Origin of the sequence: Bacillus sp. BB51/4, assembly GCF_008368845.1 — a bacterium.
GTDB classification, from domain to species: domain Bacteria; phylum Bacillota; class Bacilli; order Bacillales; family Bacillaceae_G; genus Bacillus_A; species Bacillus_A wiedmannii.
Window position 1 is genome coordinate 177,300 of record NZ_QOSC01000014.1, and the last position, 16,791, is coordinate 194,090.

The 16,791-nt window shown below is 37.3% G+C and carries 3 protein-coding genes; 1 reads left to right on the plus strand and 2 read right to left on the minus strand.

Going from position 1 to position 16,791, the window contains the following annotated elements; genetic code table 11:
- Nucleotides 1-41: 41 nt before the first annotated feature.
- Complete coding sequence (locus tag DN392_RS20740) at nucleotides 42-15,074, minus strand: DUF11 domain-containing protein (protein ID WP_088321465.1); 15,033 nt, start codon at nucleotides 15,072-15,074, stop codon at nucleotides 42-44.
- Nucleotides 15,075-15,196: 122 nt separating this feature from the next.
- Between DN392_RS20740 and DN392_RS20745 the strand changes: the two genes are divergently transcribed.
- Nucleotides 15,197-16,057 (plus strand): GNAT family N-acetyltransferase, encoded by an 861-nt coding sequence (locus DN392_RS20745; RefSeq protein ID WP_000579673.1) that lies wholly within the window; start codon nucleotides 15,197-15,199, stop codon nucleotides 16,055-16,057.
- A 34-nt stretch (nucleotides 16,058-16,091) separates the two neighbouring features.
- On the opposite strand, the gene DN392_RS20750 is transcribed toward DN392_RS20745, so the two are convergent.
- Entirely contained in the window at nucleotides 16,092-16,652 is a 561-nt protein-coding gene (locus DN392_RS20750) for a cysteine hydrolase family protein (RefSeq protein WP_000806333.1), read from the minus strand.
- Between the last annotated feature and the right edge of the window lie 139 nt (nucleotides 16,653-16,791).

The window sequence follows — 16,791 nt, forward strand, 5'->3', positions numbered from 1 at the left end:
AGTTTGGATACTATCCAAATTACAAGCTTTTTCTTTTTTGATCACTTCCACCAAATCCAAGTCCAAAAGTAATTTCGTATATTTCGAGGGGTAATGCGTATAAAACGTTCGCCGTCAAAGAAACAATTGAAATTCGGAAGTGTTTCATCAGGATTTTTTGGAATAAAGGTGACGATATTTTCGTTGCTTGTAACGGTTACTGTAATTGGTGGATCGGTAGGCGAGACTTGAAGTTGTAATGAAATATTGGCCGTATTTTTAAATTCATTATTAACAGGCGGACTTATCACTTGTACTGTGAATAAGACGATAATTGTTTCATTTGGTTCCAAATTAGTAGCGACTAGGAAACCGATATTTGGATTCGCTAGTGGAGAGCGTTCCCCATTAATAAAGACCGTGCCGTTCATAAATTGTAAACCTGCTGGAATGGTATCTTGTAATGAAACATTTGAAAGTGAAATATCAGAAGTATTCGTAATACGCACCGTATAATCAAAGTATTGGTTTAAATAAGCTGAGCTGACGGAAGCGTTTTTCACTACTACCGCAGTTATAAATTGAACTGGTATACGAACGGTATTTGAATTAACAATAAAAGTAATAATTGGGTCTTGTGGTGTCAATTGGAAAGCTGCTGTAACTGTTGCGGAATTGACAATTGTATTGTTTGAAGGAATAGAAGTGACGAGAACTTTAAATGTTATCGTTGATACTCCATCTGCAGGTAAAGCGCCGATATTCATACCAGTGTCTGGACGAACATTTGGAACCGGAGTACCGTTAATTGTTACGCTGTTTTCTATAAATGTTGTACCAACTGGAATGATATCTAGGATAGAAGTACTGATTGTAGGAATTGGTGAATGATTTATTACTTCTAATGTGAAAGTTATGGTCTCTCCTGTTGTTACGATAGATTTATCAGCTGTCTTTTCAATGCGAACCATCGGATCAACTACTGTTGTTGTAACGGTATTTGTTTGCTTTGTAATTGTAATAGGCGGTTCATTCGGATCAATGGTAACAGTATAGGAAACAGAAGCATCGTTATTGATTGCAGATTGAAGAGTTGAAGAAGATATTGTTACTTGGAAAGTAATGATAGCAGATTCATTAGGAACAAGGTCTCCTAATGAAATACCAATTTCAGGATTTGCATTAGGCTGATTGATTCCGTTAATTGTAACGCTGCCCGTAACGAAGGCTGTATCTACTGGTACGGTGTCTATGACAAAAAGATCTTCAATCGTTACATTACCGCTATTCGTAATTGTGATTGTATACGTTACAGTTTGACCAGGTAATGCATTCGTTACATCAACAGACTTAATAGCAAAGACATTATCATTTTGGACAGTTGTTGTGACGGTATTTGTTGTAGTGGTATTCGTAACGGGTACGTTATTTGGATTGACTATATAGTTAAAGGTAGTAATTGCTTTGTTGTTGAGTTCATTTGGTGTCGGAATAGAAGTTACAGTTACTTGGAAGGAAGCGATAGCATTTCCACCTACAATTATAGTGCCAATTGGTATCCCGCTTACTGGATTCACTCCCGGAAGAGTTTCCCCGTTTACAATGATGCTATTTTCAACAAACGTAGTACCTTGAGGAATCATATCTTGAATGACTACATCATTTGCTGCAACATTACCAGTTTGATTGAGTGTAATCGTATACGTTAACGTGTCACCGACTGTTGCAAATGCAAGGTCAACAGTTTTATTACTATTCAAAGTCGCATGATTAATTGTTGTTACGGAAGCTGATGAAAGAATAGTTTCGGTAATAGGTGGTCGATCTGGTAACGTGTATTGGTATTCAATTGTACTCGTGTTAGAGATTGGATTTGTTTGTGGAATGGAAGTAACCCGTACTTGGAATAGAATAGTTGCTGTCGTATTAGGCGGAATGTTATCAAGTTGTATCCCGTTAAGTGGATTGTCATTTGGACGAGCGGTGCCATTCACAATAACACTATTCTCTATAAAGCTCGTATTTGCTGGGATGATATCTGTAACGATAATGTTTTCTACTTGTATATTCCCATTGTTTGTGATGGAAATGGTGTAAGGGATAATCGTTTGTAGGTCAGCATATTGGATAGGTGTTGTTTTTGTTGCGATTACATTAGCAGAAATAACTTCAGTGAAGGTAATATTACTAGTCGATATTTGTTCTTCACCATTAATTGTATAACGAGAAGTGGATTGGTTTTGGATACGGCTGCTAGCTGGAAGAGATACCACGGTAACGGAAAACGTGACTGGGATAGAAGAGTTAGGAGCAATCGTTCCTACAAGTATACCAGTACTTGGATCCGCGTTAAGCTGAGGGATATTATTTACTAAAACACTACCGTCTATAAAGGTTGTTCCATCAGGGATATTGTCTGTAAATACAACAGAAGTAGCATTCGTATTTCCTGTATTCGTTAAAGTTGTTGTATAAGTTAAAATGTCACCAATTGCTACAGAGGTCAAATCAACAGTTTTCAGTGAAACGATATCAGCGTCATTAATTTGAACGAAAGTAGTATTGGAAGTAGTAGATTTTTGAATAGGTGCAAAGTCAGGGTTGAAAATAAAATCGTAGACGATGTTTGCAGTATTAGGTGTTGGGTTTACAGCAGGTAAATTCGTAACGGAAGCTTGGAATATTATTGTTGTTGATTGACCTGATGCGATATTAGGAATAGAAAATCCAATATTTGGATCTGCTGCAGGGATTACAGTGTTGTTAACTGTTACACTTCCCGGAATAAATACTGTTCCATCCTCTATAGTATCTGTAAAAAAGATGGAGTTAGTTGTAGTGGATCCGTTATTTTGAATGAGTACTGTATATTCAATGGTTTCATCAATATTAGCTAATACTGTATTAGTGGATTTTGTAGCGATAAGAATGGCATCAATAAATTGTATATTTGTAGTATTGGAAGATGTCGTTTCTGAAATTGGTGGTAAGCTTGGGTCTGGCTGATACTCATAGTGGATGACGGCGATATTATTAATGTTATTTTGAGAAGGTATAGAGACTACATTTACTTGGAATGTAACGATAATTGTATTGTTTGGAAGGATAATATCAAGGGTGATTCCGGTAATTGGATTTTCGTTAGGTCTCGGTATGCCATCTACAAGAATGCTATTTGGAACGAATGTGGTGCCAGCAGCAATTGCGTCAATTAGGAGAGTATTTGTAATAGGTACTGTACCAGCGTTTGTAACTGCGACTGTATATGTGATAATTTGACCGATTCGTGTAATAGATCTGTTAGCGGATTTAATTGCACTAACATTTGCCGTCCGCACTTCAGTATTTACTGCATTTGATAACGATCTACGCTGAATAATAGGGGAACTAGGGTCAATTTGGTATTCATACGAAGTGTCTGAAATGTTAGTGACTGTGTTGCCCTCTGGTATACTTGTAAGTTGTACTTGGAATGAAATAGTGACTGTTTCATCTGGTTGTATCGTGCCGAGAGTTACTCCATTTTCAGGGTTCGCACCAGGCTGAATCACATTATTTATTGATAAGCTATCTTCAATGAATATAGTACCTTCTGGAATGTTGTCAATGAACAACGTATTGTTAGCTGGAACAGTTCCTATATTTTGTAGTGTATTTGTGTAGGTGATAGTTTGCCCGATGGATACGAAAGTAACATCCGCCTGTTTAACAGAAATAATATTTGCATTTTGAAGTGATGTTGTAACAATATTAGAATTTGCAGAGCGATTCACTGGTGGAGCTGTAGGAATACTTACATATTGGTAATTTACAGATGATTGATTTACAATTTCGGTTTCAGTTGGTGGATTATTTGTTTGTACTTGAAATAGTATCGTTTTGGAACTATTTGGTGGAATCGTTCCAATTGGTATTCCGTTTTCAGGATTTGCATCAGGCTGAAGTACACCGTTAATTGTGACACTGTCTGGAACGAATGTAGTCCCAGCTGGAATAGAATCTGTAAAAGTAATATTTATTGCGTCAACATTTCCGGTATTTTTCACTTCAGAAATATAAAGTATAGTTCCGCCAATATCTACAGTTATTGGATTGGACGTTTTTGTAACTGTCAATTGTGCTTGCACGAAATTTGTAATGACAATATTACTTGTAGATGTTTCAGTAATAGGCGGTTGTCCTGGGTCTGGTTGAATTGTATATGTTGTATTAGATTGATTTGTAATCGATTGTTGCGGGAATGAATCGTTAATAAGAATTTGAAATGAAATAAGGTGAGTAGCGTTTGCTACTAGGTTAGGCAAAGTAACACCTGCATTTGGATTTGCACCAAGTATAGCTGTTCCGTTAAGTGTAAAACTATTTTCTACGAATGTAGTTCCTTCTGGAAGCGTATCTGAAAATATGAGATTAGTAGCTGGAATATTTCCGATATTCTCTAGCGTTATCGTATAGGTCAAAATGTCACCGGTTGTTGCTTGTTGTGCATTGACAGCTTTTAAAGAAAGAACATTCGCATCCGAAATTTGTGTGAAAGCTGGATTAGACGTAATTGTTCGAGAGATGATAGGAGCAGTTGGATCGGCGATAAAAGTATAGTCAATACGGGCTATATTAGAAATTGGATTCACGCTTGGAATGGATTGAACGATAACTTGGAATGTGACGGTGACAATTTCTAACGGTGCGATAGAGTTTAATGGTATCCCTACGTTTGGATCAGCACCTGGAACTGAAATAGTATTAATGGTCACACTATTCGGAATGAATGCCGTTCCTTCTGGGACTAAATCTGTTAAAGTAACTGTATTTGCCGTAGTATTCCCGTTATTTTGAACGACTACAGTGTAAGTGATTGTACCGTCAGTAGATTGTACGAGAGAATCTGTATTTTTAATTACAGATAATGATGCATCAACGACAGCTGTAGTAACCGTATTAGATGAAGATGTTGCTGTAACTGGAGGTTGACTCGGATCGACAATATACGTGTAACTTGTAAGTGCTTGATTTATAATTGCTCCTTGCGGTGGAATAGAGTTTGCAAGAAATTGGAACGTTATAGTAGCAGAATCACCTGGTGCGATAATACCAACTGGAATACCGAGAGTTGGACTTGCATCTGGCAGTGAAACCCCATTAAGCGTGACACTATTTGGAACAAATAATGCTCCTTCAGGAACTCCGTTAATGAGTAATACAGAGTTTGCAGGGAAGTTTCCAGTATTCGTTAATGTTGCTGTATACGTAATTATATCTAAGGTAGATACGATTGTTCGATTTGCTTCTAAAACAGTTGTAACAGTAGCGTTATTAATTTGTGTTGAAGCGCTATTAGAATTTATTGTGCCTGTAACAGGTGGAGCAGTCGGATCAACAATAAATGCGTATTGAATAGATGCAACGTTTGTAATTGGATTTGAAGGTGGAGTAGATGTAACTACGACTTGGAAAGTAACAGTTAAGGAACTACCCGCGCTAACGGTTCCGATATTAACTCCGTTATTTGGATTTGCACCTGGAATGGTACTTCCATTTACAGCAAAACTATTTTCAACAAAGGTCGTTCCTGCTGGAATCAGGTCTGAGAAGTTTAGATTCGTAGCGTTTGTATTTCCACTATTTTGAATTAAAACGGTATAAGTGATCGTGTCACCGATATTTGCAAAAGCTGTATTAGCAGTTTTTACAGCTGAAAGTATTGCTGAGTTAATAGAAGTAACGAAGACGTTCGTTTCCACATTGCCAGGTTGAGCCTGTAATGCATTGCCTACGTTATATTGGAAGTTAACAAATCCTAAGTTTTGGAGTTCAGGAGTGAATGTTGTTGGATTGCTTACAATTTGAACTTGGAATATGATTGTTACAGTTTGATTTGGATTGATTGTATTTATACCAACACCGTCAATAATAGAAGCGGATGATAATGAAGTGCCATCAACAACAACTGATCCTGCAACAAATTGTGTCCATGTCGGTAAAGGGTCTGAGAAAACAACATTGTTAGCTGGAATATTTCCTGTGTTCGTAATCGTAGTTGTATACGTAATTGTATCACCGATCGTTGCAAAAGCTTTATCTCCGATTTTAATCGTGTTTAAAATAGCACTTTCAATTTTTGTTGTGACGTTGTTAGAAGTAATATTTTTTGAAACTGGAGGATTTGCTGGATTAACGATATGTTGGAAGCTAACGCTAGCTTGGTTGGAAATTGGATTTATAGGCGGAATTTCATTGGCATTAATATGAAATGCTACGATGACAGATTGGTTTGGCGCGATATCACCAATTGGAACACCTGTAATTATATTTGCATTTGGGATGCTAATTCCGTTAAGTGTAAAACTATTCGGTTCAAAGGAAGTTCCGTCTGGAATAAGGTCGGTAAAAATAACATTCGTTGCACTAACATTTCCGCTATTTGTAATTGTAACGGTGTAGATGATATCCTGCCCGATATCTACCGTTGATACATTTGAATTTTTTTGTGCAGTAAGGATAGCACTATTAATTTGTGTGGTCGTTGTATTAGATTGATTGGAAGTTGTAATAGGTGGCTGGCTAGGATCAACGACGTAATGATATGTGGTTGAAGTAGAATTAGATATTGGATTCAGTGTTGGAAGTGTAGTAACAGTTGCTTGGAATGTGACGATTGCCGTAGTACCACCATTAATGGAACCTATATTTACACCAGTAGATAAATCAGCGTTTGGAATGGTTTGCCCATTAACTGTGAAACTGTTTGGAACAAAAGTTAAATTGCTATCAAGTATATCGATAACGGTAACATCAGTTGCGGTCACATTCCCGGTATTAGGGAGGTTAAGTGTAAATGTTATTGTATTACCAACATCCGCAAAAGTAAGATCTGCTGTTTTTGTACTTATAATATTTGCGTTGTTTATTTGAAGAAGCGTAGTGTTGGAAGTAGCTGAACTCGATACTGGAGGATTAACAGGATCAACAATAAACTCATATGTCGTTGATGCTGTATTCGGTGCTGGATTAATAGGTGGAATGCTGTTAACCGTAACTTGAAAGACGATACTGTATATTTCATTTGGTGGAAGTGTTGCAAGTAATACACCTGTATTTGGATTCGCATTCGGTTGTAAAACGCCATCGACAGTTAATGTGTTAGGAACAAATGTGAGTCCACTTGGTAATACATCTGTGAATACTATATTAGCTGCATCCGTATTTCCTATATTGGAAATAGAAGTAGTGTAAAAAGCAGTTTGCCCGATATCTGCAAAGGATGCACTTTCATTCTTCGTCATAGATAATATGGCTTCTTTAATTTGCGTTGAAACAGGATTGCTAATTGAAGTTTCTGCATCAGGCGGTGAGACTAATTGATACGATGTCGATGAGAAATTTACAATTGGGTTTTCGGCTGGTAATGAGGTCACGTTTACTTGGAAGGAAACATTTACTGTAGCCCCCGCTGTTATAGGCCCAATATTTACACCGTTTGTTGGATTCGCACCACTTTGAGGAATTCCATTAATGGAAAATGTGTTTGCAATAAATGTAGTTCCGTTCGGCATAGTATCTGTGAAAATAACATTTTGTGCAGATGAGTTTCCATTGTTTGTTAAAGCGACAGTGTAAGTGAGAGTATCTCCGATGTGGCCAAATACTTTATCAACTTGTTTAGATGAAAGAATGGTAGCTGTATTAATTGTAGTAAATGTTGTGTTTGAAGTAACATTTCTTGAAACAATCGGTGCATTTGGATCAGCGATAAATGTGTAAGAAGCAGTAGCGGAATTGGCAATAGGATTTTGGACTGGTGTAGAAGTAGCGGTAACTTGAAATGCTATAGATATTGATCTGTTAGGAGCAATTGATCCAATTGTTATACCTGTATTAGGGTTGAGTCCGATTTGTGTGATGCCATCTATTATAACGCTATCAGTAATAAACGTTGTACCATCTGGTATAAGGTCAGTGAAAGTAATATTCGTAGCGTTTGTATTACCGGTATTTGTCAAAAGCGTCGTATAGGTAATGGTATCACCTAATGTTACAAGTGTTTGATCGACCGATTTTACCATCGTTATCATAGCATCTAGTACCGGGTTTGTAACGATATTCGTTGAAGTAGAAGCTGTAACAGGAGTTCCGTTTGGATCAACAGTATAAGAATATAAAATTGTATCGTTACCCATAATTGAACTTGAAGGGGGAACAGAAAGAACATTTACTTGGAAAGTAACGGTTACGGTTTCACCAGGAGCGATATTTGGTATAGTTACTCCAAGTGCTGGTTGCGCACCAAATTGCTGAACTCCATTTATTGTGACTGAGTTTGGTATAAAGGTAGTGCTAGCTGGAATTGCGCTCGTGAAAGTAATATTCGTTGCTGTTGTATTTCCTGTATTCGTAATCGTAGTTGTATACGTAACTGTATCACCGACGGAAATGATAGATTTATCAGCACTTTTTTGGGTTGTTAATATTGCACTATTAATTGTTGTCGAAACAGCATTAGATACATTCGTTTGTGATACGGCAGGTTGGCTAGGATCAACCACATGTGCAAATTGTACAGAACTAAAATTAGAAATTGGATTTATACTTGGAATGTTTGTAACAAGTACATTGAGAGTTATAACGGCCGTTCCACTTGGATTTATATTTCCAATCTGAATCCCGCTAGCTGGATTTCCAATTTGCTGTGTACCAGAATCATTTGTCAAAGTTCCGGAAATAAATGTTGTTCCTTCAGGTAAAATATCTGTAAAAATTATATTTTGTGAAGTGACATTTCCAGGGTTACTTAATGTAATTGTATAAGAAATTGTATCGCCAATCGTTGCGAAAGTTTTATCTACAGATTTGATTGCCACAATTTCCCCAGAATTTATTTGTGTCGAAACAGGATTGGATGTCGTACTTCTTGAAACGAGTGGTAAATTCGGTCCTGTCATAAATTGATAATCAATGGAAGCTCCGTTTACAACTGGTGAGTTTGGTCCTCCAGGTCCGATTGTAAAAATAGGATTTGGGATGCTAACTACTTGCACACGGAAGGTAACGTTTATAAAATCTCCTGCAATAATATCTCCAATTGGTATCCCGTTCGCTGGATTTACTCCAGGTAATAAAGCCCCACCTACTCGAACGCTATCCTCTATAAATACTGTATTATTTGGAATCGGATCTGTAAAAATGATATTAGTAGCAGTTGTGTTCCCTATATTTTCTAATAAAACAGTATACGTTAAAAATGAATTTCCGGGTGCGACGTCAGAAAAGATACGGTCCACACTTTTCGTTGCTTGAATAATTGCTTCGTTAATCTGAACTAAAGTTGGATTACTTGTAGCTGTTTCTGTCACCGGTGGCTGGGTAGGGTCGACAATGATGGAGTATGTTGTGCTAGATTGGTTCAATGTTGGATTTGTAGCTGGAATTGAGCCGACAATAGCTTGAAAGCTAATTGTTGTCGTTCCTCCAACTGGAATTGAGTCTAAAGAAATCCCGCTATCTGGCCTAAATCCAAGTTGTGGGATGGAGTTAATTTGTACGCTATCAGGAATGAATGAAAGTTCAGATGGTAATATATCGATAAAAACAGGTGTGTTTGCGGTAGTATTTCCGCTATTAGTGAGGGTAGTTGTATACGTAATTGTATCTCCAACAGCAGCAAATGCACTGTTTGCAGTTTTTGTTGCGATAACGGAAGCAGTATTTACTTGTGTAAAAGTTTTATTGGATTGAACTGTTCGTGAAACAGGCGGGTCATTTATATCAACAATAAAGCTATATTGAAGCGATGATTTGTTCGGAATTGGATTAGGGTTTGGAAGCGTTGTAATGTTTACTTGAAAACTGAGTGTAATCAATGCATTTGCATTCAAGTTACCAATATTGATACCGTTTTGTGGATTTGCATTCGGGACGGTTACACCATTTATTTTAAAGCTATTCGGGACAAAGGAAGTACCGTTTGGAATTGCATCTGTAAAAACAATGTTGTTTGCAGTAGTATTTCCGGTGTTTGTAACAGATGAAGTGAATGTAATCGTATCACCAATCGTAGCGAAAGTTGTACTCGCATTTTTATTTAAAACTAAAGTAGCATCAATAATTGGAGTAACCGTCGTATTCGTAATTGTACTACCAACAGCAGGTGATTGGTTTGGATTCACGGTATATTCATAATTTACAAGAGCATTATTTGTTAATGTGCCACTAGGTGGTATGGCTAAAATTTGTGCTTGAAAAGTAATGAATACAGTATCTCCTGGCGGGATATCTGCTAAGTGAATACCAAGTGATGGATCTAACCCCGGCTGAGGAATATTATTGATAGTTACAGAGTTTTGGACAAAGGAAGCGCCTGCACTGAGTCCATCTGTTAAAACTGTAGCACTAGCGGGAATATTTCCTGTGTTCGTAACTGCAATCGTATAGGTAACGATATCTCCAATTGCAGCAGTCGGTGTGTTCACTGATTTCGTAGCGATGATTGTAGCGTTATTAATTTGAGTTGTTATTACGTTACTTAACGCATTGGAGGATGTTGGAGGTAAGTTAGGATTTAAGAAATATTGGTACGTTGTGTTACTTTGGTTCGGGATAGGGTTCGGATTCGGAATGGAATTTACTTGCACTTGGAACGAGATGGTCGTATTTGCATTAGGATTTATCGGATCAATTGCTATGCCATTTGCTGGATTTGCATTAGAGAGCGTAGTACCATTTACTGTTACACTATTTGGAATAAAAGATGTCCCGCTTGGAATGGCATCTGTAAATACTATACTTGATGCAAGTGTGTTCCCAATATTCGTTAAAGTAGTCGTATACGTAATAATATCATTTACGTTCGCAAACTGTTTATCAGCAGATTTTGCAGAGGTAATCGTAGCGTTATTAATAGTTGTCTGTACAGTGTTAGAGGCCACCATCTGCATGATGGCTGGTTTGGATGGATCGTACGTGTATTGGAATGTAGTGCCTGATTGATTCGTAATTGGATTTACAGCAGGAATAGTTGGTACAAAAACTTGGAATGAAACGGTACGTGATGAATTTGCCCCAATCGTACCGATCAAAATGCCGTTAGCAGGATTTGCATTTGCTATAGGGACACCGTTAATCGTTACAGTATTAGGAAGGAAGATGGTACCATCTGGAATGATATCTGTAAACGTTACATTAGTGGCAGGGATATTGCCGTTATTCGTTAAAATTGTTGCATAAATTATGACATCGCCAACATCAGCGAAATTTGTACTTGTTAGTTTTGTAGCAACAAGATTTGCGGTGTTAATTTGTGTCGTTACGATATTGCTAGTGGCATTTCTAACAACAGCAGGTAAATTTGGATCTGCGATAAAGCTATATTGTAGTGCAGCACTATTTTGAACTGGATTTGGTGAAGGTAAACTATTTGTACTAATTTGAAAAACAATGGTTGTAATTCCACCTGCGGGAATTGTCCCAACTTGAAGACCAGCACTTGGATCAGCACCTAGCTGTAAAGCACCGCCTATAAAAATACTATTTGGTACAAGAGTCGTACCAGGAGGGAGTATGTCGGTAACGACTACATTATTCGCTGGAGTATTCCCAGGGTTAGCTAAAGCAATTGTATATGTGATTGGTTGCCCAACATCAGCAATAGTTAAATCTACCTGTTTGACAATAACTACATTTGCTAAATTAATTTGTGTGCTTACAGTGTTACTTAAAGAGGTTTCTATAGTTGGTGGATCGCCTGGATTTAGAATAAAGCTATACTGTGTACTAGATGAATTTGTTGTTGGATTTTGTGTAGGTAAAGCAGTGACGGTTACTTGATAAGAAACAGTAATTTCACTGTTAGCAGGAATGGAAGGTAACGGAACACCGACGTTTGGATCAGCGTTATTTTGGAGTACACCATTAATAAGGAAAGTGTTTGGAATAAAGGTAGTACCGTCTGGATTTGTATCTACAAAAGTAGGGCTATCAGCAGTAACACTTCCTGCATTCGTTAAAAGAATAGTATAAGTTAATACATCCCCAACAGTAGCAAACGCCCGATCCACTGTTTTTGCTGAAATGACATTTGCATCGTTTACTTGAGTAAATGTAGTGGTTGAAGTAGTGTTCTTACTTACAGGTGAAGCGTTTGGATCCACGATAAAGTTATAGGAAATAGAAGCGCTATTTGAAATAGGATTTGGATTTGGGATGCTAGTTATTAATACTTGGAATGAAGCTGTAATTGTAGTATTTGCATTGATGCTACCAATATTGACGCTAGCTGGTGTAACACCTGGCTGAGCAACATTGTTAATTGTAACACTGTTTGGTACAAAGGCAGTACCATTCGCAATTGAATCGGATAGTACTACATTGTTCGCCGCAACATTTCCATCGTTTGTAAGAGCAAAGGTATAAGTTAATACATCTCCAACTTCCGCAAATGTTTTATCTACAGACTTCGTAGCTTGAAGGTTTGCTAGTCTAATTGTCGATGTAACAGAATTAGAATTTGCTGTTTTTGAAGTTGGTGGCAGACTTGGATTAACAGTATATAGATAAGAAGCGAAAGCATTATTAATGATAGGATTTTGGGCGGTAATATTAATGACTGTTACTTGGAAAGAAAGAGTAAAAGTAGCACCGCCAGGAATTGTTCCGATAGGTAAAGCGACGAGAGAATTTACATTTTGCAAAACTCCATTTAGTGTTACAGTACCAGGAGTCAATATCGTTCCATTTGGAAGTGGATCTGTTAGTTGCACGTTAGTTGCGGCTGTATTTCCACTGTTTGTAATGAGGATTGTATAACTTATCGTTTCGCCAATTGTAGCAAATTGTTTGTTTGTTGATTTTGTTAATGTTACATTCGCATTGTTAATTTGAGTGGAAACGAGATTAGAAGAAATGTTTTTTGTAACGGGTGATTGGCTTGGATTGACGGTATATTGATAAGAAGCGCTCGATCCATTAGATACGACATTTGACGCGGGTATTGTGTTTACTACTACTTGAAACGAAACATTTTTTGTTGAGCCAGTTGTGATCAATCCAATGTTCACACCGTTAGTGGGATTTGCGCCCACTTGTGTCGTGCCATCTATTGTTAAACTGTTTAGAACAAAAGTTGTGCCAGTGGGAATGACATCTGTAAAAATAACGTTATTCGCATTCGTATTACCTGTACCTGTAAAGGAAACGGTGTAAGTTAATGTATCACCAATATCTGCAAAATTTTTATCTACTGCTTTCGTCATAGTTACAGTAGCATTATTCACTTGAGTAGATACGATATTGGTCGTATCAGTCCCACTTACTGCTGGTTGATTTGGTACAGGAATGTATTGATATGTTGTTGTGCCACTATTTAATATTGGATTTGTTTGGGGAATAGAAGGAACGAATACTTGAAATGAAACAGTAGTCGTAGAATTAGCAGCAATGGATCCAATGGATATACCATTAGCGGGATTTGCTCCAGCTTGAGTAACTCCGTTAACAGTTACACTTCCCGGAATGAAAGTAGTCCCGCTAGGAATCGGATCCGTATATATAACGTTCGTTGCAGCGATATTTCCTATATTAGCTAAGGCAATACTGTAAGTTAACGTTTCGCCAATATCGGTAAATATTTTGTTAACTGATTTTGTGCCATTAATATCTGCGAGGTTAATTTGTGTTCCTGCAGAGTTACTTGTTGCAAGACCATTAAAAGTTGTTCCTCCGGCGATCGGTGTATATTGAAATGTAATATTAGCAGTGTTAGAGATGGGATTTTGATTTGGGAGAGAAACGACAGTTGCTTGGAAAGTTACTGTACGAGAAGCACTATTATTAATCGTTCCAAGAGATATACCGGCGGTAGGATTTGCATTTGTTTGTGGTACGTTATCTACTGTTACACTGCCGGGTATAAAAGAAGTCCCGCTAGGGAGACTATCTATAAAAATAGCATTATTGGCGGGAAGGAGCCCGGTGTTAGGGATAGTAACTGTATAAGTTAGAATATCTCCAATTGCTGCAACACTTTTATTTACGCTTTTCGTTGCTTGTATATTTGGTGAGTTTATATTAATTTGTAAGCCGACTGTATTTAACATATATGCATCTCCGTTAGTTGTTAAACGGATTGCGGCGGACACTTGGGAGTTTGTTAAATAAGGAGAAATATCAATGGAAGTAATGTCCCAGCCTTGTCTTCCTGCAGATATATTTGTACTTGTAGAAGCGCTTTGGTTTCGTGTGCCAAATGTTCCAGTTGTATCTAAATTTCCAGCAGCATTATTCACTTGAGAACCGAAGAAATTATTTATCGCATTATTTGGCCCAGATAAAGCGTTTAATGAACTGAAATTTGGTCCGAATAATGCTTGATCCCCAGTTAAATCAGCATCCCCTTCCGTAGAACTTAAAAATAACCTCCCGCTTACAGGTCCCCCTGAAGGTGTTAAAAATCCTGAGACAGATACATCGGCACTACCAGTTTCTGCGGAAACACGGTTACCTGCTACATAAATCGTCAAGTTTCTTGCAGGCAATGTTCCGTTTTGATAAGCGACGATAAGTGTCCATCCAGCCGAATTAATTGTTCCGTTAGAAGCATCTATAGGGTCCACAAGTCCAGGGACAGAGCCGGTTGTATAAGAGCCAGATCCTCCAGCTTGAACGAGAGATGTTACATCTGCAGAACGTGTATAGAATCCAAATGTGACGGATCCGGAAACGAATGTTTGATTAGAAGCTGTAACAGCAGAAGGCGTAATTGAGTATGTTGAAACAGGTGTTGTAAAAGAAACAGGGTTTCCTAAAACATTCGTAATGTTTTGATCACGAGATAAATAGTTGCCACCCCAAACAAGTTCTGCGTAAAGAATCGTACTACCAGCAGGGATATTTAAAATAGCGGTAGAACTATTTTGTGTATAGTTTAACGTTGTACCAGCAGGAAAAGTAGGTACTTGTAAAGCGGTATTCGTAGTTGCGAATGCACCAATTGCCCCGATTGTACCAGCACGGTTTTGATTACTAATTTTACTTAAGCCTAAAGTATTTCCTGTAATAGCGAGTGCGCCGTTTGTGGTGGTAGAAAATCGATTCGTAATGGGCATGTTGTCACCTCATTTACAATATAGTCTTGGTCAAAATAGGATATGTGTGTGACAAATAAAGGGAAACATGTACAAGTTGATTTAGTAATAATGATTTAAATGTCTAAATAAGGGGTTGGAGAATGATTGGATTGAAAATAAGAGTGGAGCGTCTTAGAAAAGATAATATAAATGATATTGTTGCATTATCTTCTTATATTGGTTGGGATTATAACAGAGAAGAAGTTGAAACGATTTTTAATTCAGGTATTGTATATGGCGTATGGAATGAGAGAAAAGAACTGATTGCAAGCGCTGCAATTATATTATACGGAGAGGCGTTAGCGTCAATAGGAATGGTAATTGTCCATCCGGATTATAAGGGAAGAGGGATTGGAAAGGCGATAACGAGTTCTTGCATGAATAGCGTATCAGCTCGAACTTCAATTATGCTGATTGCTACAGATGAGGGGAAGCCTTTATACGAAAAGTTAGGATTTAGGGCAGTGAGCTATATTTCTAAATACATATGTAACTCGTACAATACGAATTATAACTGTCAAGGAAATGAAGAATATGTGATGAATTATAAAGAGGGGGATTTAGAAGAAATAATAAAAATAGATGAAGGCGCATTTGGAACAAGTCGAAACGAGTTTTTAAAACAAAGAATTATGCAAAGTGATCAGTGTGTCGTTATAAAGGATACAAAAGAAAATGTAGTAGGATACGGTATAAGTGTACAAACGCCAGAAAATAAAATAATAGGACCGATCGTTGCTAAAAATGATGCAATGGCAATGAGAATAGTACATGCTTTAGCAAGAGGGCATGATGGGAGATTAAGAATGGATGTACCAGAAGGAAAGAAAGGTTTCATGAAAGAATTAGAGATTACTGGTTTTCAAAAGGTTAATACACCGCCAATTATGATGAGAAATAGTGATCAATTTTTGAAAAGAAATGGGGAACTATACAGTATTGCAGCGCAAATTTTTGGATAAAAAAGAATCCTTCTAAATGAAGGATTCTTTTTTATTAATCACGATATTGGTCGTGAGTTGGTTGGAAGAGGTCTTCCTCGATATCTCTCACCATAGAAAAATGATCCACATTATAATGACCGTGTAGAACTTTATTATGGTGCTCGATAATTTGTTCTGCAGATAACACGTTAGAATCAGTTGTGGAATGACCGTTTTTAATTAATGTAACATCAAATCCTTGTACAGTAGCTGTTCTAACTGCGGTGTCGATGCAATGTTCTGTTTTACATCCACCGATAACGATATGATTAATTTTTTCTTCTTTTAAAAGTTCAAGTAGAGAAGTGCCATAGAATGCGTTTGTTGCTGCTTTATTAATAAGGATTGCAGACTGAGGTACTTGAATTTCATTATGTACTTCAAATCCTTCTCCGCTACCAGAAGCAACATCGATATCTCTTACGAAAACAACAAGGGCATTTGCATCTAGTGCTTTCTGTACGGCTGTATTTAGTGTAGATAATAGATCTTTTTTACGAAAAACTTCATTTTCTTTTTCATTTCCATCCATTAATTCTTGCTGCGCATCGATAATTAATAGTGCTTGTTTCATCGTGTCTCCCCTTTAATATGAAATAAGTTCCACTATACATATTCATTCATATTGCAAGGAAATCCTCTATTGTCTATGCAGTAGACGATAGATTTACAAAGTTGTCAAAGAAATTTCATTCTCATAGCGTGTAAAAACA